The sequence below is a fragment of the Bacillus sp. CZDM1 genome (assembly GCF_055502545.1).
In genome coordinates this window covers 106,366-130,381 of record NZ_JBUESO010000011.1, presented here as the reverse complement: position 1 = coordinate 130,381, position 24,016 = coordinate 106,366, and the positions used below count along the sequence as shown (strand labels likewise).

Genomic DNA, 24,016 nt, shown 5'->3' with positions numbered 1-24,016 from the left:
AAGGAGATCATCACATGAACAATCATCCTTTTTTCACGACTATACACAAAGATTTAATTGTATCTTGCCAAGCGCTTGAACATGAACCGCTGCACGGATCTGAAATCATGGCGAAAATGGCTCAGGCAGCCAAAGAAGGTGGGGCATGTGCCATTCGAAGCAATTCTGCAGTTGATGTCGCTGCGATTAAACTCCAAACAGGACTTCCGGTCATTGGATTAGTCAAGCGTGATTATCCAGACAGTGAGGTTTTTATCACAGCAACCCTTAAAGAGGTAAAGGAACTATTGGCAGTAGAGGCTGATGTCATTGCGTTAGATGCCACTTATCGTAAGCGTCCAAATGGGGAAAACTTAAAGGATTTAGTCGACTATATTCATGAAAATAGTAATGCGTTAGTTATGGCGGATATTGCAACCATTAGGGATGCCGAATATGCACTGGAATGTGGTGTCGATATGGTCTCTACGACTCTTTCCGGCTATACGGATGACAGTCCGAAACAAGATGATCCAGATTTTGAACTAGTCGAAAAGCTATCCCAACGATTACCGATCCCTGTCATTGCCGAAGGCCGTATCCAAACACCAGAACAAGCACGCAGAATGCTGGAATTAGGTGCTTGGTCAATCGTAGTAGGTGGCGCAATCTCAAGACCCCAATTAATCACAAAAGCTTTTGCGGAGGGAATTCGCTAAGAATGAAGCACTATCTGGCCTTTGATATCGGAGGAACACAAATTAAATATGGGATTGTGACCGAAAAAGGAGATATTCTTTCTCACTTTATGATGGATACAGAAGCCCATCTTGGCGGCCGGGCGATCATTGAAAAAGTAATTGCAGCAGGTAAAAGCATTGTGGCGGACCATTCCCTCAGTGGAATTGCCATTAGCACAGCCGGTCAGGTTAATTTCCGTACGGGAACGATTGTCGCAGCTGGTGATACAATCCCTCATTATACGGGTGTTGAAATCAAGAAGCTTGTCAGTGAGGCACTCGGACTGCCAGTTGAAGTTAGAAATGATGTCGACTGTGCAGCGCTTGGTGAGATGTGGCTTGGTGATCACGGATCAAACAATTTCATTGCTTTGACTGTGGGGACAGGCATCGGCGGAGCGATTGTGATTGATAGAAAGATGTATTCGGGGCATTCATTCAGTGCAGGGGAATGGGGCTATATGCTTGTTGACGGAGAACCCTTTGAAAAAAATGCCTCAGTGTCTGGATTAATTCAGTTTGCCAATCACTATAAAGAAACACGTCAATGGACCGGAAAAGAAATTTTTGATTTATATGACCAAGGTGATGAAGAGATTCAATTGGCTGTCAGACAATTTTTCCGTTATTTAGCGATGGGCATCTCGAATCTTATTTGTATTTTTAACCCGGAAAAAGTCATCATAGGCGGCGGCATTACAGCTCGGGGAGAGAAGTTTTTGCAAGAAGTAAAAGAGGAAGTCGAAAAATATTTGTTACCTTCCTTTAATAAAAATACGGAAATTGTTCTTGCTAAACTATCCAATCATGCCGGAATGATTGGGGCGGTTTACCACTATTTGCACTCTCAAAAAGAAGAGTTTACTAGGTGATAGTGAAAGGAGGAAAAGGAACGATGTTAAAAGCAAAACAAAAGTATGTTTATGCACCACCTCGTAATGGTTATCCAGAATGGAATAACAATCCTGAAATTTTTCAATTAAATCGTTTGCCTGCGCATGCAACAAGTATGCCGTTTTTGTCAGTAGAAGATGCATTAGCAGTAGACCGTATGGATTCACCATTCTGCAAATTATTGAATGGTGAATGGAAGTTTTTATTTTCAAAGAATCCTGATAGCAGAAGTAAAGATTTTTATAAAGATGGTTTCGATGAAAGTGAGATGAAACCGATTCAAGTTCCTTCCCATTGGCAATTCCAAGGATATGATTATCCGCAATATACGAATGTTCGGTACCCATGGGAAAACCAGGAAGAATTAAAACCTCCGTTTGCACCAACAAAATACAATCCTGTTGGTCAATACATTACCTATTTTAATATTCCAAAAGAGTGGGAGAACCAGCCTGTATATCTACATTTCGCAGGAGTGGAGTCCGCTTTTTACGTATGGGTAAATGGTGACCTCGTTGGATATGGTGAAGATAGTTTTACTCCAAGTGAGTTTGATATTTCTCCCTATTTAATAGAAGGAAAGAATAAGCTTGCTGTTGAGGTCTATCGCTGGAGTGATGCAAGCTGGTTAGAAGACCAGGACTTTTGGCGTTTAAGTGGAATCTTCAGGGATGTATATTTATATTCCACACCTGTCCTCCACATTTCTGATTATTCTGTACAAACGAATTTGGATGCTGACTATGTGGATGCAGAGCTTCTTGTAAACTTGAAAGTATCTAATTATGCTGGTCTTTTTCATGAGCCAGTGTCTATCGAAGCACATTTATTTGATCAAAATGGCAGCAAAGTATTTAGTGAAGTGATTGCAGACCAATATTTGCAAAATGAAGAAGAAAGCGATTTGAGTTTCTCAAAACATTTGGAATCACCATCCTTATGGAGTGCAGAGAAGCCAACGCTTTATTCCTTTGTCATTACATTGAAAAATTCTGACGGCACTATAATAGAAGCGCAAAGCTGTAAAGTTGGTTTTCGGAAAATCGAAATTAAAGACAGCCTAATGTTGGTGAATGGAAAAAGGGTTCTGTTTAATGGAGTCAATCGCCACGAGTTTTCACATCTTCGAGGCCGTTCTGTAACGAAAGAAGATATGCTTCAAGATGTACTCGCAATGAAAAGGCATAATATTAATGCCGTAAGAACTTCCCACTATCCGAACCATCCTTATTGGTATGAATTATGTGATCAATATGGTTTATATGTAATCGATGAAGCAAACTTAGAAACGCACGGTTCCTGGAGTTATGGCCAAAAGGAAATCCTTGATACGGTTCCAGGAGATAAGGAAGAGTGGACGGCAAATGTGATCGATCGCTGCCATTCGATGCTGCATCGTGATAAAAATCATCCTTCCATCGTGATTTGGTCGCTTGGAAATGAGTCTTTCGGCGGAACCAACTTTATTAAAATGAAGAATTATATGAAGGAAGAGGATCCAACGCGTCTTGTTCACTATGAAGGGGTGGCCCATTATCGTGCCTCAAGTGAAGCATCGGAAATTGAAAGCATGATGTACGAGCATCCTTCGAAACTAGAAGCATATGCCTTACATGCAGAACAGAGTGAAATTCCGGCCAAGCCTTATATTGTATGTGAATATGCTCATGCGATGGGAAATTCTGTAGGGAATCTCTGTCAATATACCGATCTATTTAATAAGTATCCGATTTTACAAGGCGGGTTTATCTGGGATTTTAAAGACCAAGCCATCCAAACGACAACGGAATCAGGAGTAACGTATTTAGCCTATGGCGGTGATTTTGGTGAATCACCACATGATGGTAACTTCTGCGGTAATGGACTGTTATTTGCAGATGGGACGTTAACACCGAAAATTTATGAAGTGAAAAAATGCTATCAACCAATTGATGTCAAATTGGAGGATGATCAATTTACAGTCATCAATAAGAATTTATTTACCGATGTTAATGAATATGAAGCAAGGTGGACAATGCTGAAAGATGGGGAAGAAATAGCGAGTGACAGCATAAGTGTTTCCTGTAAGCCATTATCATCTGTAACGATTGATCTTAAAGACGTGCTAGCAATCTATATAATGGAAGGTAATGAATATATTTTAACCATCAGTTTCCACACGTTGAAAGATAGTCTTGGGGCCGAAAAGGGTTATGAAATTGCTTTCGATCAATTTGTCCTAAACGATCGAATCTATGTTCAGCCAGCACCTAGCCTGTCCCTGAAGAACATTGAGGAAACAAATGAGCAAGTGAAGGTGGAGGTAGAGGAATTCTCGATAACTGTAAGTAAAACATCTGGTTTCATTACTTCATTTATCAAACAAGGTGAAGAGGTTTTAGCAGGGCCGGTTGTACCAAATTTCTGGCGGGCGTTAACCGATAATGACCGTGGAAACAAATTAGGTGATCGTGCAGGAATCTGGGAACATGCAGGCAGGACGGCAATTTTGCAACAAATGAAGGTAACGGAAGCGGATAAAACTGTTCAAATAGAAACGGTACTGCAATTACAAACTTCACCAGCATCACAATGTACAATTCATTATGAAATAACAGGAGATGGAGAAATCCGCGTTGCATTTGAACTTTTTCCAGGTGATTCTTTGCCTGAAATTCCTGAAATCGGGATGATCCTTCCTTTAGTAAAATCGTTCGAAAATATTTCTTGGTACGGAAAAGGTCCTCATGAAAACTATTGGGACCGTGAAAAAGGGGCGAAAATTGGCTGCTACGTATCAACAGTGGAAAATGAGTTCATACCTTATTTAAAACCGCAGGAACACGGGAATAAAATCGATGTTCGTTCGTTTGAAATTGACAATGGTGCCGGGGTGAAGCTCCACGTTACGAGTGATTCATTACTCGAAATAAATGCAAGTGCTTACTCTGCCACAGAATTGCAGGAAGCAGGCCATACGTATCAATTGCCTGAAAGAACAAAAACGTATTTACGAGTAAATCATAAGCAAATGGGTGTCGGCGGAGATGATTCTTGGAATGCAAAGACGCATCCTGAATTCACATTATTTTCTGATCAAACATATCAATATTCATTTACTTTAAAATAATCTTTATATGAATCGAATCTTAACACTTATAAATTTTGTTAAAGTAGGTTTTATAACTCTGTTGATTGGAGAAAAAGCTTTTTCGCTCCAATCAACAGCTGTGTCTAACAGAGTGACAGTTAAGAAAGTTGTATCAAAGCTTAACTTGTTGGGTTGACACAACAAGTTGTGGTGATATAATTTATGTAAATTAGGTTGAGAGGGTGGGATAATTTGGTGGGACAGGAATTTTTAACAAAAAGTTTAAGCTCCTTAACAAAGGTCTTTGCTGATCAAGAACTGAAAGATGAGCCTATTAACAAAGGTTCAGCACTTAAAAATGAATCGTACTCTTTCCAGATTGCCTATAAATCTAGAACACTTTTAAAAAATATTCGAGTGCAAGTAAATTCTGCTTTTAATGAGAAGATCACAGTCCGTTCAGTCGGGCTCGTTCCATCTGAATTGCCATGTTACCATGATCATGATGAGCTCATACTTAAATCCACACCAGGATTATATCCAGATCCCCTTTATCCGGTGCATGATATAGATGGTTTAATAGCCTTTCCAGAACAGTGGCGTGCTATTTGGATTACTGTCGATCCTCAGGGTGAAAGTAATCCAGGCAGATACCCTATTGAAGTAATCTTTGAAAAGAAAAACGGGGAAATTCTTGGGAAGGAGGTTTTCGAATTAGAGGTTATAGCCGCCGAACTGCCACAACAAAAATTAATACATACAGAATGGTTCCATACGGATTGCCTGGCTACTCATTACAATACAGAGGTCTTTAGTGAGGAGCATTGGAGAAGAATTGAGCAATTTGTTCAAACTGCGGCCAAGCATGGAATGAATATGATTCTCACACCAATCTTTACACCTCCTTTAGATACCGAAGTCGGGGGAGAGCGGCCAACTGTGCAGCTAGTTGGCGTAGAAAAGTCAGGTGAAAGCTACTTTTTCAAATTTGAAAAGCTGAAAAGATGGATTGATTTATGTAGAAAACAAGGAATAAAGTATTTTGAGTTTTCTCATCTCTTTACACAATGGGGAGCAAATCATGCGCCGAAAATAGTTGGATATGAAAATGGAGAATTGAAACAATTATTTGGCTGGGAAACGGATGCAATGAGTCTTGAATATCGAGGTTTTCTACAGCAATTTCTTCCTAGTTTGATAGAATTTATTAACCAGAATCATTTAGAAGATCAATGCTTTTTCCATGTTTCGGATGAGCCGCATCTGACACAGGTTGAATCTTATAAAAATGCTAGTTTAATCCTGCAAGAATTACTAAAGGATTTTCCAGTTATTGACGCGCTTTCAGACTATACCTTCTATGAAAAAGGCATTGTCCAAAATCCGATTCCATCCAATGATCATATCAATGCCTTTATAGAGAATGGGGTAGAAAATCTTTGGACCTATTATTGCTGTGCCCAATATAAAAAGGTTGCAAACCGATTTTTCTCGATGCCATCGTTTCGTAATCGAGTTTTAGGTATCCAGCTATATAAATATAAAATCGCTGGCTTTCTTCATTGGGGTTATAATTTTTGGTATGCACAATATTCAAAAAAGGCGATTGATCCATTTAAAAATACTGATGCCAATTATGCATTCCCTTCCGGAGACGCTTTTCTCGTTTATCCGGGTGAAGATGGTCCGATTGAATCGATAAGACTCGAGGTAATGAATGAAGCACTGCAAGATTTAAGAGCGCTTCAATTGCTAGAAGGCGTTGTTGGCAGAGAGGAAGTATTAGCACTTTTGCAAGAAGGGCTGGATTATGAAATAACCTTTGATCAATATCCACAAGACCAAGAGTGGTACCTTCAAAAAAGGGAACAGATTAATGAAAAAATTAAGAGAGAAGGTGTAGTATGTCAGCATTAACCTATAATCAAAAATCCTTCTTATTGGATGGCAAAGATATTCGCTTATTAAGCGGGGCGATGCATTATTTCCGTACCGTGCCAGAATACTGGGAGGATCGTTTAATAAAGTTAAAGGAATGTGGCTTTAATACGGTCGAAACCTATGTTGCATGGAATTTACATGAACCTGAGGAAGGACAATTTGTTTTTGAGGGTATCGCTGATATTGAAACTTTCATCAAAACGGCTGAAAAAGTTGGTCTTCATGTCATTGTCAGACCAGGTCCATATATTTGTGCCGAGTGGGAGTTTGGCGGTTTCCCTTATTGGTTATTGACAGTGCCGAATATTCAACTACGCTGTTATAATCAACCGTATTTAGAAAAAGTAGATGCGTTTTTCGATGTGTTATTTGAACGATTACAGCCATTGCTGCGTGGAAGCGGCGGTCCGATTATTGCCATCCAGGTTGAGAACGAGTACGGCAGTTATGGGAATGACCAAAAGTATTTGCACTATATGCGAGACAGTATCCAAAAGCGGATTGGTCAGGAGCTGCTTTTTACTTCTGATGGTCCGGCACCAAGTATGCTGAATGGCGGGATGATTGAGGGTGTGTTTGAAACCGTCAATTTTGGTTCACGAGCAGAAAGTGCATTTGAGCAATTAAAGCAGTTTCAGCCAAACGCACCGCTGATGTGCATGGAGTTTTGGCATGGATGGTTCGATCATTGGGGGGAGGAGCATCATACGCGTTCCTCTGAAAGTGTCATCGAGACATTGGATAGTATTCTAGAGCAAAATGGTTCTGTCAATTTTTATATGGCCCACGGCGGGACGAATTTTGGCTTCTATAATGGAGCCAATCATAATGAGGAAGTCTATCAGCCGACGATTACAAGCTATGACTATGATGGCTTGTTGACAGAATCCGGGGATGTAACAGAAAAATTCTTTGCGGTGCGAAAGACGTTTGAAAAATACGTTGAGCTGCCAGAAATGAAATTACCTCCTGTGACACCAAAAAAACAGTATGGTGAGGTCATTTTGGGGGAGCGCGTTGCTTTGCTAGATTCATTAAATCAACTCTCAAGTCCACTAGAGAGCCGAACTCCTTTAACGATGGAGGAGTATGGGCAAGGTTATGGATTCATTGTCTATGAAACGGTGATTAAAGGAGCTTACGGGAAGCAGACAATCACGGTTCAGGACATCCATGACCGCGGGCAAATTTATTTAAACGGTGAATATGCTGGCTTAGTCGAGCGAATTGGCGGCCGCAGAAGTATTGAGGTTGATATCACCGAGGCAGAAACAAAACTGCAGATTGTCGTTGAAAATATGGGAAGAGTTAATTATGGTCCGTTCCTTAATGATTTTAAAGGGATTACCCAAGGTGTGAGAGCAGGCAATCAATTTTTATTTGATTGGACTGTATATCCATTACCGCTAAATGATTTGAGTTCGTTGCATTTCACCTGTAATGAGGTAAAAGAAAACCATCCTTATCTACACCGGGGAACCTTAGATATTGATGTAGCGGCCGATACGTTCATCGATATGTCTGGGTGGACGAAAGGGGTCGTCTTTGTGAATGGTCATAATCTTGGCCGTTACTGGGAAATCGGTCCACAGCAAACTCTCTATGTACCAGCTCCATTTTTGCAAAAGGGTGAAAACGAAATTGTCATATTGGAATTACATGACCATAAAGAAAGTATAAGGTTTGTGGACCAGCCTGTATTAGGATAACTTACGGGAGAAACCCGTCTAAAAAGGAGCAATCATCATGATCGTTAATCATATTAGCAATTTCAAATTTTACAAAGGGCTCAATGAGAAATTTGGTAAAGCCTTTGACTATATCCAAAACACGAACCTTGAACAGTTGGAGCCAGGCTTCTATGAGATAGAAGGAGAAGAACTTTTCTTAAATCTCGTTGAATATGAAACAAAAAGTGTCGAAGAGCGTGTGTGGGAATCACACAAAAAATATATCGATATCCAAGTCATCGTCGAGGGAAATGAATTCATCGGGTATGAACTTTTTGATCGAATGAAAATCAAAGAAGACTACAATGAGCAGGATGATATTTATTTTTTAGAAGGAAGCCTGCAATCAAAGGTAAAGCTTGAAAAAGGTGACTTTATCATTTGCTATCCGCAAGATGCCCATATGGCTGGAATGATGGTTAATGGTTCCGAAAAGGTGAGAAAAGCTGTTTTTAAAGTCAAAATATAGAGTAATTGAAAACAACTGTAGCCCTGACATCAACGTCAGGGCTTTCTATTTTTCTCGGAATATTTAATGTGCATTGGCTGCTTGACGACAGAACATCGAAATCATTAGAAACCAGAGAAAAGAAAATCAAAGGCACCCTTACTACAGGATTAAATAATCCAGATTGCTTATTCGGCTTTCTCTAAATTCTCCTGGAGTAAAACCCGTAATTTTTCGAAAGACTTTATTGAAATAGTTGGAATTTTCATATCCTGTTTTAGCGGCGATGTCTTTTATTGATAAATCGGTATGACGAAGCATTTCCGAAGCTTTCTTGATTCGGACTTTCGTTAAGTATTGTGACGGCGTCGTATTGGTGTACTTCCGAAATTGTTTAATGAAATAATAGCTTGATAGCCCAGCTATGACCGCCATTTTTTCAACAGTTATGTAGTCCCCATATTGTTGGTGAAGAAAGGTAATTACCCGCGAAATGGGTTCAGGCAATTCTTGATTGGTTGTATTCAGGTTTTTTGTGAAACGGTAACATTCCATGATAAATTCGTAGGCTCTGGCTGATGAAAGATAAGCATCGATCATTTTTTCTTCATTTGTTTCTTGGAGGATCCGATGCAATAGTTGAATGAGACTCGCTTCAGGAGGAATAGGTACAATCTTCCCAGCATGATCATGAATAAAGTTCCAGCAGGAAGTAGCGGCTCCTCCTATTAATGTAATATAAATAAATTCCCAGCTTTCACTGCTTTCGGGAAGAAAGTAACAATGCTGACTAGGCAGCTGGACAAAAAATGCATCCCCGCGATGTAAGGAGTACTGCTTATCCTCGAAGGTAATGGCACCTTGACCGGAGAGGGTATATTGAAAAACATATTTTTCTACCCCTTGAATATCCTTTCTCAGCATCCCATCCCAGTGATAATCTGTGGAAGTTTGTTGCTCTAATCCAATCGATGAAATATTTGCAATATTAATCTGGGGCATATCCTGAAAACGGAACCCATAATTACCATAACGTTTTCCACTAGACAATATTTTACCCTCCATTCGCAATTTATTACCATTGTAGAAATAACGTAAGCGCCATACTATGAGTATATCAAGTTTTTGTTTATCTTGAATAATCAATTAATCAAAACGATATATGACAATTTTTTTTAGGAGTGTAATATTTATGTCAAAAATTACGTTTATAGGTGCAGGAAGTACAGTTTTTGCTAAAAATGTCCTTGGGGACTGCTTAATGGTACCAGCTCTTGAGGGATTTGAGTTCGCTTTATTTGATATTGACGAAAAACGCCTAAAAGAATCAGAGGCTATGCTGACGAATTTGAGAAATCGTTATAACAAAAGTGTTCATATTAATGCCTATTTAGACAGAAAGGAAGCGTTACATGGAGCTAAATATGTGATAAATGCCATTCAAGTTGGCGGCTATAAACCGAGTACAGTCATTGATTTTGAAATACCGAAAAAATACGGTCTCCGCCAGACAATTGCAGACACGGTTGGAATTGGCGGGATATTTCGTTCATTACGGACCATTCCAGTTTTATTTGGTATTGCTAAGGATATCGAGGAGGTGTGCCCGGATGCGTGGTTCCTAAATTATACAAATCCGATGGCCGCTTTAACTGGTGCGATGCTTCGCCATACAAACGTGAAAACGGTCGGATTATGCCATAGTGTCCAAACCTGCACAAGGGATCTATTCGAATCATTGGGAATGGAGCATGAAGGCATCATTGAGAAAGTAGCCGGAATTAACCATATGGCCTGGCTGCTTGAGGTAAAGAAGGATGGAAAAGATTTATATCCTGAAATTAAAAAACTTGCTAAACAGAGGCAGTTGTCCAAGCATCCCGATATGGTGCGGTTTGAGTTAATGGACAAATTCGGGTTTTATGTGACTGAATCTTCTGAACATAATGCGGAATATCATCCCTATTTCATTAAACGTCAATACCCGGATTTAATTGAAAAATTCAATATTCCGCTTGATGAATATCCAAGACGCTGTGAAAATCAAATCCGCGGCTGGGAGGGAATGCGTGAAGAACTAACAAGTAATTCCAATCTCTCTCATAACCGTTCAAATGAATATGGTTCTAGAATCATTGAATCTATGGAAACCAATATTCCATTTAAGTTCGGCGGGAATGTCTTAAATACAGGCGGCTTAATAAGTAATCTGCCTCGGAAGGCAGTGGTAGAAGTTCCGTGTGTTTCAGACCGCAGCGGAATAACACCGTGCTATATGGGCGAGCTTCCTGAACAGCTTGCTGCACTAAACCGAACCAATATCAATACCCAGCTATTGACCATCGAAGCTGCGGTTACGGGAAAAAAAGAACATGTTTACCAGGCAGCCATGCTGGATCCACATACAGCATCGGAATTATCATTAGATGATATTGTTTCATTGTGTGATGACTTAATCGAAGCACATGGAGAATGGCTGCCAGTGTTTAAATAATAGAAACAATGCTATGCCGAATTAACCGGAGTATGGATGGGTTACACAAAAAGAGACAATATGTTCAAAGGCTTAAGTTTTGTGGCTTAAGCCTTTTCATACCAATTAAAATCCAAAAAATTACATACTCAAGCAAAAATAACATATCATCATTTATAGGCTTACTGAGTAATGATATAGCCAGACAATTCCAATAAATTTTACATATTTACCCGAAGTCCTTTTCACAGTAAGCTAAGGGAAATTTTAGTTTAAGAGGAGGTAGTTATGTTAATTTTTAAAAAATTAAAGTCGTTTTATCTTCCTTATAATAAGGATTTCATTTGGTCGATGCTTTTCTTGGTGTTGATAGCTGGAATTACAGTAGTTTATCCAATGATTTTGCAACTGACCATTGATGAAGTAGTTCTTGGGAACCGATATGATTTGGTACCTTGGATTTCTTTAGGATTTATTGTAGTTATGGCGGTAAAAGGATTGTCGGCCTTTATTCAACATTATTTGGCAGATATGTTTGGAATTAAATCCGTTTTTCATCTGCGCAATACCTTATATGAAAAACTGCAGCGGCTCCCGTTCAGCTACTACGATAATGCAAAGACTGGCGATCTTATGTCACGTTTGACCGCAGATGTAGAAGGGTTTCGTTTTTTTATTTCCTTCGGGTTTAGTGAGGTTCTCCGCTTTGTTATTGTGGTCACTGCTAGTTTATTTGTCATGTTTAATTATTCGGTTTCTCTTACGCTTGTCACGATTGTGGCACTGCCGTTTATTAGTGTTGTCGTCTATAAATTTGATAAAGACGTACACCCGGCTTTCCGTGGGATTCGTGAATCGTTTGGACGCTTAAATACAAAAGTACAAGAAAATATCAGCGGAATACATACAGTTAAGGCCCTTTCAAAAGAAGCAGTGGAGATTCAGCGGTTTACAAAAGCAAATCAAGACTACCGGGTGAAACAGCTGAATACCGCTGCAGTTTGGTCCAAATATTTTCCGCTGATGGAGCTGATTGGAAATATTTCTGTTGTTATCTTAATAGGTTATGGCGGCAATCAAGTCATCAATGGCGCCCTAAAACCAGGTGAGCTGGTCGCATTTTACAGCCTTATTTGGTATATTTTGTGGCCTATTATGCACCTTGGATTCACGATTAATATGTTCTCACAGGCGAAAGCTTCTGGCGAGCGGCTGCTGGAAATTTTGGAAGCCGATGAAACGATATATGATCGAGAGGATGTCAGGAATATTGAAAAAATCGAGGGAAGTGTGGTCTTCGACCAAGTGACATTCTATTATCAAAGTGAAGGAACAGCGGCACTTCAGGATATAAGCTTTGAAGCACATCCGGGTAAAACGATTGGTTTGATTGGTGCAACCGGTTCAGGGAAAACAAGCATCATCCAGCTTTTATCCCGCTTGTATGAACCAACGGAAGGTAAGATTCTCATTGATGGCCGTCAATTGAATGAATATCCCTTAAAAACGCTGCGTTCAGAGATTGGGGTTGTCTTACAGGAAACCTTCCTTTTTTCAACGACAATCCAAGCGAATATTGCTTATGGGAGACCAGAGGCAACGCTCGAGGAGATTATCGCTGCTGCTAAATGTGCCGATGCACATGATTTCATTATGGAGCTGTCGGATGGATATAACACAATACTTGGGGAGCGGGGAATGGGGCTTTCAGGGGGACAAAAACAGCGGATTGCCATTGCCCGTGCGATCTGTACCAATCCTGCGATTCTCATTTTAGATGATTCGACAAGCGCGGTGGATATGGAAACAGAATTTCAAATTCAACAGGCTCTAAGGGAAGTGATGAAGGGGAGAACAACCTTTATTATTGCGCATCGAATATCGTCGTTAAAGCATGCCGATGAAATTTTAGTGCTGGAAAACGGAAAAATTATCGAACGTGGAAAACATGAACAGTTGGTAAATAATCACGGCCCGTATGAAAGGATTTATCACATTCAATATCAGGATCATGCAGCAATCATGGAAAAGGCAAGGTAGGTGGGAAAATGGAAGATCAGCGTAAGAAAAAATTAATTTTAGAACGGTTTCACTACTCAAATGAGCAAGTGATTGATAAAGCGTTTAACTGGCAGCAAATATGGCGGCTATTGCAGTATGTAAAACCGTATGCGAAATCTTATCTGCCACTTTCATTCCTGGCCGTTATCCTGTCAACGGCCATCAGATTAATCATTCCGATTTTGATTGGTGTCTATACACTCGACCGGGCGATTATTGAAAAAGATACAGGACTGCTATTGAATCTAGTTTTCATCATTTCAGGATTATATTTGCTGTCTTATGTGGTCAATGCCTTAAGAATTCGCTGGATGAATAAGCTTGGGCAAAATGTGATTTATGATTTACGCAAGCATTTATTTACCCATGTCCAATCATTATCCCACCGGTTCTTTGACCAGCGTTCGGCAGGTTCGATTCTAGTAAGGATCATGAATGATATTAACTCACTGCAGGAGCTGTTTACCAATGGTGTTATTAATCTATTAACTGATTTTCTGCTGTTAGTGGCGGTCATTTTTATCTTATTCTCGTTGAATGCTAAACTAACGTTAGCGATAATGGTTATATTACCGATTATGTTTTTCATTTCGACAAGTCTGCGTAAAAAGATCCGATTATCGTGGCAGATGGTCCGGCTGAAACAATCAAAAATTAACTCTCATTTGAATGAAAGCATTCAAGGGATTCGAGTCACACAGGTATTTACCCAAGAAGATGAAAACATTCAATTTTTTAAAGGACTCAACCAAGAAAACTTTGACACATGGCAGGGAGCAGTCAAGAAAAATGCGATGTTTGGTCCATTTGTGGAAATGACGAATGCGATTGGGACGGCGATTCTAATTTGGTATGGTGCTTTTCTTGTGATGAACGGCGAAAGTACCATTGGGGAATTTGTTTCGTTTGCCTTTTATTTAGGGATGTTCTGGGAACCGATTTCCCGTCTTGGGCAATTATATAACCAGCTTTTGATTGGAATGGCGTCTTCCGAGCGGATTTTTGAGTTTTTAGATGAACGGTCGCTTGTGGCAGAAGCTCCAAACGCACGGGTGGTGCCTTCGATGAAAGGCTCGATTGAGTTTGAAGACGTAAAGTTTTCCTATGATGAAAAAAGACTGGCGTTAAATGGAATTTCTTTTTCGATTCAGGCAGGTGAGACTGTGGCGCTTGTTGGGCACACAGGGTCAGGGAAGACAACAATCGCTAATTTAATCAGCCGATTTTATGATGCAACGGGAGGAGTAGTTAAAATTGACGGCCATTCGATTCAGGCTTTATCGATTGCCAGTTTGCGTTCGAAAATTAGTGTCGTCCTGCAGGATACGTTTATTTTTTCAGGTACAATCATGGAAAACATCCGCTTCGGCAACCCAAGTGCGAGCGATGAAGAAGTAGTTGCAGCCGCAAAAGCTGTCGGTGCTGATTCTTTCATTACGAAACTTTTAAATGGGTATCATACTGAAGTTGAAGAGCGGGGTAATGTTTTGTCTGTAGGTGAACGCCAGCTTCTTTCCTTCGCAAGGACTCTGCTCGCGGATCCAAAAATCCTCATTCTTGATGAGGCAACAGCAAGTATTGATACAGAGACTGAAGTAAAGATTCAAAGAGCTTTAAAAACAATTTTAAAAGGAAGAACGGCGATCATCATTGCTCACAGACTTTCGACAATAAGAGAAGCAGACAAGATTATTGTCATGGAACATGGTAACATCCTGGAACAAGGTAATCATGAGAGGCTGATGGCCAATAAAGGAGTTTACTACGAATTGGTAAAAGCACAATACAAAATGCTAGGTGTTGGTTGATTATTTAATAGGGGGCAGTACAAAATGTCGACTAAAAAAGACTTTTTGGCACAGCCTCTTCTTAGGGCAGCAGCGACTATTGTAAAAACAATCTATTGTACGATTTAAATGTGCCACGATATAATGATGAGAGTCTGTGTGTGAATCTATATTTTAATTAGCAGTGAGGTAGTGTATGAAAAAAGGGACGATAGACATCATTTTTATCATTATTGGTGCATTTTTGTTTGCGTTAGGTGTTAATTTATTTGTTATTCCGAACGAGCTTGGGGAAGGCGGAGTAACGGGTATCACTATTATTGCCTACTATTTATTTGGCTGGTCGCCAGGTTTGGTCAGCTTAATATTGAATGCCTTTTTGTTAATGGTTGGTTACAAATTTTTAAATAAGGTCACGACGATTTATACGATCATTGCAGTAGTTTTTAATTCGCTTTTTCTTCATTTGACAGAAGGCTGGAGGATTGCTTCTGATGAATTAATGGTGAATGCCATTTTTGGCGGAGTAATTATCGGGGTTGGAATAGGCTTCATTATTCGAGTTGGAGGAACATCAGCAGGAACTACCATCCTAGCAAGAATTACACATAAGTATTTAGGATGGAGTATTAGCTATGGTCTATTGTTTTTCGACTTACTTGTTGCCTTCTCATCTTATTTTATCATCGGTGCAGAAAAGCTGATGTTAACCATTATTATGCTTTATGTAGGTACGAAAGTAATGGAATTTGTGATTGAAGGTTTAAATCCGAAAAAGGCCATTACGATTATTTCTGATAAACCGAATGACATTGCCAAACAGGTGACGACATCAATGGATAGAGGTGTAACTGTATACTCGGGTCATGGTTATTACACAAAAACCCCCAAGGAGATTCTTTATATTGTAATTAGTAAGCAAGAAGTCATAAAGCTGAAACGCATTGTTCAAGCTACCGATCCTACTGCATTTATTGCAATCCACGATGTACGAGATGTATTTGGAGAAGGATTTATTGATATTTCTAAAGCATAATACCAAAAAAAGGGGAGCCCCCATTCAATAGGGCTCCCCTTTTTGTTCCTAAAATCAAAAATTGTCATTCACAAAAGCAATTCTTAAATGACAATTTTATAAAAGGGTTGAAAGCGTTAGCAAAGAAAACACATAAAGGATAACCTACATATCGACCTTTTCTTTTCAGCCATCCTATAATCAAATCGACAGCATTTAACAGAATATTTACAATTCGTTGCGCATCAAATTTATTTTCAAGTTACCTCAACATAAAGAGGAAAGCAAACATTAATTGATTAGGGGGCTTATGATGAATATTCTAATTATCGAAAAGGATGAATTAAGTAGAGATCTTTTAAAGAATAGTTTCTTAAGCGAGGGTTGGAGAGTTTTGACATCCAGTGACGGATTAGAAGCTTTGCAGAAAATTCAAAAGATCAAAGTAGATTTAGTTCTTTTAGACCCAATGATTTCGAAGTTACCAAGTGATACAGTCTGTAAAGAAATTAGAAAAATAACAAATGTACCGCTCTTGATTATGTCTGCAAGGTCGAGAGAAGAGGATATCATCCATGCGCTGAATATCGGGGCAGATGATTATCTTATTAAGCCAATCCGCATTAATGAGGTATTGGCACGCATAAAAGCATTGATTAGGAGAATTGAAAGGTTTACAAAGAAAAGCCAAAAGGTGATTTGCTTTAATCAAAAAAGCCTTGTGATTAATTTTGAAACACAAGAAGTGCAGGTGGAAGGGAAATCTGTCCAATTAACGTCTACTGAATTTAAAATCCTGCATGCGTTTGCACAAAAACCTGGAAAAGTATTTAGCAGGCAAGACTTGTCCTATATTGTTCAAGGGTACCGTTTTATTGGTGATGGGCGAACAATGGATGCACATATTAAAAACTTAAGGAAAAAACTGGAGAAGAACCCGCGTACTCCTAAATATATCGTCACAAAAACAGGGGCGGGGTATAAATTCAACTGTCTAGTCGATCAGGCCCCAATAATCGAAAGTTCCGGACTTTTAGCCGAAAGCTCTTAATTTATTATTTAAGGGCTGAACGAACCACTAGACATAAGAGTTGGAGGGTTTTCATGTTACTTGTTGATGCATTCAGGAAAGTTCACCACCATATCACTCTCATTTTATTTCCGATACTGTATGATTTGCTTGCATTTGTAATAGGCTGGTCGATTGTCGGTATGGATGGTAAAGAGAGGACGTCCATTCGGTTAATTTTAGAAATGGGACTGCCCTCTGCCAGTCATGTCTCGAATATTCCGCTGTTCGCGAATAATATCGATTTCTTAAATAGTCCTAATCTAGCAGTCTATACCTGGCTGATTGTCATAATAATGATCGTCATGGGGGCCTTTCTTCAAGGTGGATACATTCATTACTTGTATTCCATCGTCAGTGGAAAGAATTTTAACTTATCACAATTCTTTCATGCTGGAAAAAAAAGTTGGCTGCAATTTATTTTTCTAGGAATCATTCTATTTTTTGGCAAAATTGCTGTTACTAGTTTTTTAGTTCTAATGTTTAATATGATTGGGATTTTTGCTGCGCTTGTTTTTTTTATATGTTTGCGGATCTTGTTCATTTATTTGGAATTCACCATTGTAGTGGACCGTGTAAGTATTACAGCAGCATTGAAATTGAGCAGAGGATATCTTAAAAACTCTCTGTTCGTTTCATTTACTCTCATTTTTATTATGTATATAACATCCAGTTTGATTAGCTTCCTCATTCATTGGTTCTGGGGACCATTGATGATGGCAGGATCAGTATTTGCTTATGGGTATGTTATGAGTGTGGTTCAAACCTTATTTATGACCATATTGTGCAGAACTAGGAATAAGCTGACTAATGGTGTTAAGGCTGCTTAAGTAAATATGAGTGAAAATACCCATTTTAATAGCGAATTAGGTATAGAGTGAATTTTCACACTAAATTCACAAGTTATAGAGTAGTATCTTGGTATGCGCTTACATATGGAAGCGAATAAGGCAAGGGTCACTAGTGAATTGCCAAAAAAAATAATGGTTGAATTGGGAGGAGGTTTAAAAGATTTATCGCTGCTTGTTTTATTTTAGTAATTATTTTTAAAAATTTTCTTAAAACTCAAAGGGGGTAATCCTAATCATGAAAAAGATGAAGAAAGCTTTGTTTTTAGTTCTCACGGTATTGTTAACTCTCTCCATAATTGTTGCTTGCAGCAATACATCAGCACCAACGAACGCTGATGATAAAAAAGGTGCTAAAGAAAAGGAAAAGGAACCCGAACAAATTACATTAAGATGGGCGTATCAATGGGGGGAAGAGACTTTCCAGAATAGTATCGGAAAGTATATTGAAAAAAAGTTCCCTCACATCACAATTGAGTTACAGGAAGCTGGGACAGACAATGCTGAAACCCTTGAACAGCTGGTAGCTGCAGGAAAGAGTCCTGATATCGTAACGATGGGTCTCATGACACATACGCCGTTTTTGGAAGACATTGGCCTGGCTTACAATATGGATGAGCTAATGGAAAAAGAAGGCTTTGATTTAGAACGTTTTGACCCATCAATCATTCAATTTGCACGTAACCAAGATCCAAAACAAGAAGGTGGATTATATACAATTCCAACTGGCCGTGCTACTTTTGCACTGCACTATAACAAGGATGTTTTCGATATTCTTGGTGTAGATTATCCAACTGATGATATGACATGGGAAGAAGTAACGGAACTAGCCAAAGAATTAACACGTGAAATGAATGGTGTACAGTACCGAGGATTGGATCTTGACGTTCCTTATGATGCCTATACTCAATTTAGTCAAAATTCAGTTGATCCAGAAACAAACGAAGTATTAATAACAGAATCAGAAGCATATAGAAGATATTTGGAAATGGTGAAAGCAGTCACTTCCATTCCAGGAAATTACCCTGCAGAGGAGCCTGGCAGTCTTCTTCATAACTGGGGAGCAGCATTCGGTGAAGGCAATGTTGCCATGGCACCTGCCAAGACTCACCATGGCTGGTTAGCACAGGAGAATGTTGATATTGTGTCTTTCCCTGTATGGGAAGGTTTGGAAGGAATTGCCCCTGCACCAAATGGCAGTGGACATGCCATTACTGCACCAAGTGAACATAAGGAAGCAGCATTAGAGGTTATCGAATATTTATTCTCTGACGAAGTACAGTTGGAAATGTCAAAAGATGGTGGAGCTTCAGTGCTAGTAAATCCAGATATTCATACTGCGTATGCTGAGAATAAACCAGAGTTCCATGAAAAAAATCTTGAATCGCTATTTATTCATCAATATGCAACTGGTCCAGAAAAGAGTGCGAAATACAGTGACGATGTTTTATGGACAGCTCCTATCGAATATGTTAACTCTGGAAAAGATATCAATGAGTTTTTGCGTATTCTTCAAGAAACAGCTGAGGAAAATGTACGAACACAAATGGAATCAGAGTAAATCACCTTTTACTCAAGATGAAGAAGCAAAAAAAATTAAAATAAACGGAGGCTCTGCATGGTTATCATTGCAGAGTTTCCTTTTAAGTATTTTAAAGATTAATAGATCAGTCCGAATCTAACCTCAGGGTGTCGCCTTTCTCTAATTTTCACACTATATTCACACAAAGATATGTAAAATAAAAAATATCAAATATTGGAAAACTTTGTCTTAGGAGGTTACTTCATTGGCAAGAATTTTGTTGAATAATGTTACAAAACGGTACGGTAAATTCAAAGAACTTGCAGTAGATAATTTTAATATGGAAATTGAAGATGAAGAGTTTTTAGTATTTTTAGGCCCTTCTGGCTGCGGGAAGTCGACCACTCTTAGAATGGTCGCAGGACTTGAGGATATTTCTGAAGGTGAGATTTATATTGGGGATACCTTGGTGAATAATTATCCGCCAAAGGATAGAGATATCTCGATGGTATTCCAAAACTATGCTTTATATCCTAATTTGACAGTCTATGAAAATATCGCTTTTGGGCTCCGGATTCGAAAAATACCAAAACATGAAATTGAAGCAGCGGTGAAACGAGCAGCAGACGTACTGGAAATAGGTAACTTTCTTAATCGTAAACCAAGAGAACTAAGCGGCGGTCAGAGACAGCGTGTTGCTTTAGGGAGGGCAATCGTGCGACAGCCACAGGCATTTTTAATGGATGAGCCTTTGTCTAATTTAGATGCCAAACTGCGTGTTCAGATGAGAGCTGAGATAATTAGGCTGCATCGGACGATGGGAGTAACAACGATTTATGTTACCCATGATCAAATCGAAGCTATGACGATGGGAGATCGAATTGTTGTTATGAATAAAGGAATCATTCAGCAGGTGGATTCTCCTGAGCAAATATACAATAAACCACAAAATATTTTTGTAGCAAAGTTTATTGGTAATCAGCCTATGAATTTTTTTGAAGGCACATTAGAGGAAATAAACGGTTATTTAACTTTTTCTGCAAAAACCTTCAGCATTAGGTTAACCGATCGCCAAGCGAAATTGTTTAATGAACAACGCGGTCTTAGTTACACCATTATTATGGGGATAAGACCAGAATTTTTTAGTTTTGAAAAGGAAATGTTCGATACATACCCTCATGCCACGATGAAAGGGGTATTACAATTTAATGAGTTTATCGGCTCCGATCACTACTATCATCTTACGACACAAGGAAAAGAGTCATTTACGGTCCGTGCCCATCCTAGAATCCCATTTAGGGAAGGCGAAGAGATGAGGGTAGCCATAGATATGGATAAGGTATTGTTTTTTAATAGTAAAACAGAAAAATTGCTGCCAATTTGAATGGGGTGAAAAGATGGCACAACAAATTCAGAAGTCACATAGTAAGAGATTACTATGTATTGGTTTAATTATCGTTTTAATCATAAGTACAATGTTGCCTTTTTCTAACAATCAAAGTCAGACCGTATACGCTGATGAGAATAAGAATACAAAGGAAACTGCGAGTACAGGCACATTTGAAAGGAATCTGGAGCCTTATTACCACGAAATGGAACAAAAGTGGGAAAGTGAAGGGGTAAATCAAGGGACCGACAATTTGCAAATAGAAGCGGGCAGCTTTTCAAATAAATCCACTGATGCTGGTGTTACTTTAGAATCTTATGGCGGAAAAGATAATGTATTACTTTGGTCAAAACCAACGGGCTGGGTGGAATACCTTGTTGATGTTCAGAATGAGGGATTATATGAAATTGCGTTGGAATATACCCCCTTATTACAAGCGGATGGAGGTACTAGGCAATCAGTGATCTTTAATGTCCAGCTTAATGGTTCTTATCCATATAGGGAATCCCGATCCATAGAGCTAAAAAGGGAATTTCGCGACGAGAAGCCCCAATATGATGACAATGGGAACCAAATTAGGTCACTTGTAAAAGAAGTAACGGGGTGGAAGACTGAAGCCCTTCGCGATTCGGGGGGTGTAAATGTTGAACCGTTATTGTTTCATTTGAAAAAGGGAGAAAATAGTATTCGTTTACAAGTCCTAAGGGACTCGATTGCCCTGAAATCCGTTGAGATTAAATCACCAGAATCATCCAAGACTTATCAGGAAGTAAAGGAAACATATCCTTCAAATTCCTCAAAATCTGGGAAGTTCATTACCATTGAAGCCGAAAAGTTTAACAAGAAGAATTCCACCTCTATTCAAGTTCAATATGACCGTGACCCTTTAACCACACCGAAATCACTTAAAATGATTAAGTTTAATACATTGGGTGGCGCGAACTGGTATCAAGGCGGACAGGCTGTTACTTGGGAATTTGAAGTTCCTGAAAGTGGAATCTACAAGATTGGATTTCGTGGACTTCAAAATTTCAGGAAAAATTTATCTACCTTCAGAACGATTTATATTGATGGACAAATACCTTTTGAAGAAATGAAGAATTATCAAATTTCATATGCCACAGGATGGCAAGAGATTATTCTTAATGAAAAAAGTGGAAGTCCTTATTCCTTTTATTTAGATAAAGGTAAGCATACCCTTACACTTGAAGCAACCTATGAACCGTTTGTTCCGCTAATTGCTCAAATGGACGAATTAGCCAATGAAATCAGAGCGATATCACAAGAACTTCGGCTTGCATCAGGTAACCAAGAGGATCAGTTTAGAGTCTGGAATGTAGAGGAAGAGCTTCCAGGATTGCTTGACCAATTAAAAACAATGAAGAAACAGTTTGAAAAAATAGCAAAACAAATGTTAGCGATAAATGGTGAACAAAGCAATGTCTCCCAAGCCTTGGAATCAATTATTCAAGATATCTCCTTCTTGCTGGAGGAACCCGGTGAAATTCCTAATAGCCAAGTAAGAATAGGCGCATTGCAAGATAAACTGGAAACTCAGAGGCAGGAATTAATGAATAGTCCATTGCAGGTAGACAAGTTTTTCATTGCTCCAGACAAGACAGAATTTCCTCCTATGACGGCAAATTGGTTCGAGAAAATAAATGGGACTTTTAATTCTTTACTCTACTCCTTTTCTGATCAAAATCAATTAGAGCAGCAATCAGACAAAGAATTAAATGTTTGGATGATGTGGGGAAGAGATTATGCAGAAGAGCTTCAACAGCTGGCAAACCAACAATTTACACCTAAATATGGTATTAAGGTAAACGTGAACTTAATACAAGATACGAATTTATTAATATTGGCAAAAGCTGCGGGTATCATGCCAGATGTTGCCTTGGGTGTTCCAAGCGGGATGCCATTTGAAATGGCCGTTCGTGGAGCAGCTAAAGATATTTCAACCATGCCGGGTGCAGAGGAATTATTGAAACAATATGCACCAGGTACAATGCTTCCTTACTATTACGATGGAGGAACCTACGGTATTCCAGAAACAATTAATTTTAAAGTGTTATTTTATCGAAAAGATATCTTGGATCAACTTCAATTAGAGGTGCCTAAAACATGGGAAGATGTCTATGATATGCTTCCGACATTATTGCAAAATCACCTGAATTTCTTTGTCGATCCAAAAGATTTTTCCTATATGCTTTATCAAAATGATGTTGAATTATATACGGCTGACGGATTGAAGACAGGGTTAGACCAGCCTGAGGCTTTTCAGGCATTTGAGGAGTGGACAAATCTCTTTAATTTGCATGGAATGGATCGACAGGTTCAAAGCTTTTATCAACAATTCCGGAAAGGAACATTTCCTATCGGCATAGCAGATTTTAACCAATATATGCAATTGCTCGTTGCTGCCCCAGAAATTCTGGACACATGGGGTATCGCACCAATTCCTGGACATATCAATGAATCAGGCGAGAATGTCCGCTGGGCTGGGGGAACGGGGGTTGACACGACGAGCATGATGCTGTTTAACGATACGTCTGAAGAAAAACAGAGTCTTGCATGGGAGTTCATTAAGTGGTATTCATCGCCAGAGGTTCAAACGGAATATGGCCTAAATCTCGAACAATTTCGTGGGGAGACATTTAGATGGAATTCAGCTAATGTTCAGGCATTTAGAAAAATGCCTTGGAGGGAGCCTGATTTACAAGCCATTTTAGAACAATGGCAATGGGTGAAGGATATTGCCAACGTCCCTGGAGGATATATGACCACAAGGCAATTAGAATTTGCCTGGAACCAAACAGTCCTCGAAGGCGGAGTTCCTAGGATTGAATTGGAAAAAGCCATCAAAGCGATAAGCCGTGAGTTAAATAGAAAGCAATCGGAGTTTAATCTTATTGATAACAATAATAAGGTATTGAATCCCTTGGATGTACCAATCATTACAGAACCGTGGGAAGGAGTGAACCAGGATGAACAATGATATTCAGCTTGAAAAGCCAATTGAAAAACCAATTGAAAAACCAATTGAAAAACG

Annotated in this window: 16 protein-coding genes; 15 read left to right on the top strand and 1 reads right to left on the bottom strand. The window is 39.1% G+C overall.

Features of this window, described 5'->3' with window-relative positions; translation table 11 throughout:
• The first annotated feature begins 14 nt into the window (after positions 1-14).
• The 6 genes from ACY3XC_RS22200 to ACY3XC_RS22175 all read left to right on the top strand — a co-directional run bounded on the left by ACY3XC_RS22200 (position 15) and on the right by ACY3XC_RS22175 (position 8,823).
• A complete protein-coding gene (locus ACY3XC_RS22200; RefSeq protein ID WP_464870497.1) occupies positions 15-698 on the top strand; it encodes an N-acetylmannosamine-6-phosphate 2-epimerase in 684 nt (227 codons plus the stop codon).
• A gap of 2 nt (positions 699-700) precedes the next feature.
• Positions 701-1,591 (top strand): ROK family protein, encoded by an 891-nt coding sequence (locus ACY3XC_RS22195; RefSeq protein ID WP_464870496.1) that lies wholly within the window; start codon positions 701-703, stop codon positions 1,589-1,591.
• A 23-nt stretch (positions 1,592-1,614) separates the two neighbouring features.
• A complete protein-coding gene (gene lacZ / locus ACY3XC_RS22190; protein WP_464870495.1) occupies positions 1,615-4,722 on the top strand; it encodes a beta-galactosidase, LacZ type in 3,108 nt (1,035 codons plus the stop codon).
• Between the two features lie 216 nt (positions 4,723-4,938).
• Positions 4,939-6,600, top strand: a complete 1,662-nt coding sequence (locus ACY3XC_RS22185; protein WP_464870494.1) for a DUF4091 domain-containing protein — start codon at positions 4,939-4,941, stop codon at positions 6,598-6,600.
• A complete protein-coding gene (locus ACY3XC_RS22180; RefSeq protein ID WP_464870493.1) occupies positions 6,588-8,333 on the top strand; it encodes a glycoside hydrolase family 35 protein in 1,746 nt (581 codons plus the stop codon). Before ACY3XC_RS22185 ends, ACY3XC_RS22180 begins: the two co-directional genes overlap by 13 nt.
• Positions 8,334-8,370: 37 nt before the next feature.
• On the top strand, positions 8,371-8,823 hold the full coding sequence (locus tag ACY3XC_RS22175; RefSeq protein ID WP_464870492.1) for a NanQ anomerase/TabA/YiaL family protein: 453 nt from the start codon (positions 8,371-8,373) through the stop codon (positions 8,821-8,823).
• A gap of 141 nt (positions 8,824-8,964) precedes the next feature.
• Here ACY3XC_RS22175 and ACY3XC_RS22170 read toward each other — a convergent pair whose 3' ends face one another.
• Entirely contained in the window at positions 8,965-9,852 is an 888-nt protein-coding gene (locus ACY3XC_RS22170) for an AraC family transcriptional regulator (protein WP_464870491.1), read from the bottom strand.
• A 142-nt stretch (positions 9,853-9,994) separates the two neighbouring features.
• On the opposite strand from ACY3XC_RS22170, the gene melA reads away from it, so the two are divergent.
• From melA to ACY3XC_RS22125, 9 genes are all read left to right on the top strand, one after another.
• Complete coding sequence (gene melA, locus ACY3XC_RS22165; protein ID WP_464870490.1) at positions 9,995-11,296, top strand: alpha-galactosidase; 1,302 nt, start codon at positions 9,995-9,997, stop codon at positions 11,294-11,296.
• A 267-nt stretch (positions 11,297-11,563) separates the two neighbouring features.
• Entirely contained in the window at positions 11,564-13,315 is a 1,752-nt protein-coding gene (locus ACY3XC_RS22160) for an ABC transporter ATP-binding protein (RefSeq protein ID WP_464870489.1), read from the top strand.
• An 8-nt stretch (positions 13,316-13,323) separates the two neighbouring features.
• The gene (locus ACY3XC_RS22155) at positions 13,324-15,144 is read left to right on the top strand and encodes an ABC transporter ATP-binding protein (RefSeq protein ID WP_464870488.1); all 1,821 of its coding nucleotides are present in this window, start codon (positions 13,324-13,326) and stop codon (positions 15,142-15,144) included.
• A 175-nt stretch (positions 15,145-15,319) separates the two neighbouring features.
• Positions 15,320-16,159, top strand: a complete 840-nt coding sequence (locus ACY3XC_RS22150; protein WP_179157843.1) for a YitT family protein — start codon at positions 15,320-15,322, stop codon at positions 16,157-16,159.
• 289 nt (positions 16,160-16,448) lie between these two features.
• On the top strand, positions 16,449-17,189 hold the full coding sequence (locus ACY3XC_RS22145) for a response regulator transcription factor (RefSeq protein ID WP_464870487.1): 741 nt from the start codon (positions 16,449-16,451) through the stop codon (positions 17,187-17,189).
• A gap of 53 nt (positions 17,190-17,242) precedes the next feature.
• Complete coding sequence (locus tag ACY3XC_RS22140; RefSeq protein ID WP_464870486.1) at positions 17,243-18,037, top strand: hypothetical protein; 795 nt, start codon at positions 17,243-17,245, stop codon at positions 18,035-18,037.
• A gap of 256 nt (positions 18,038-18,293) precedes the next feature.
• On the top strand, positions 18,294-19,616 hold the full coding sequence (locus ACY3XC_RS22135) for an ABC transporter substrate-binding protein (RefSeq protein ID WP_464870485.1): 1,323 nt from the start codon (positions 18,294-18,296) through the stop codon (positions 19,614-19,616).
• A gap of 226 nt (positions 19,617-19,842) precedes the next feature.
• Entirely contained in the window at positions 19,843-20,961 is a 1,119-nt protein-coding gene (locus tag ACY3XC_RS22130) for an ABC transporter ATP-binding protein (protein WP_464870484.1), read from the top strand.
• Between the two features lie 13 nt (positions 20,962-20,974).
• Positions 20,975-23,962, top strand: coding sequence for an extracellular solute-binding protein (locus ACY3XC_RS22125; protein WP_464870483.1), 2,988 nt, complete (start codon positions 20,975-20,977; stop codon positions 23,960-23,962).
• Positions 23,963-24,016: the final 54 nt, after the last annotated feature.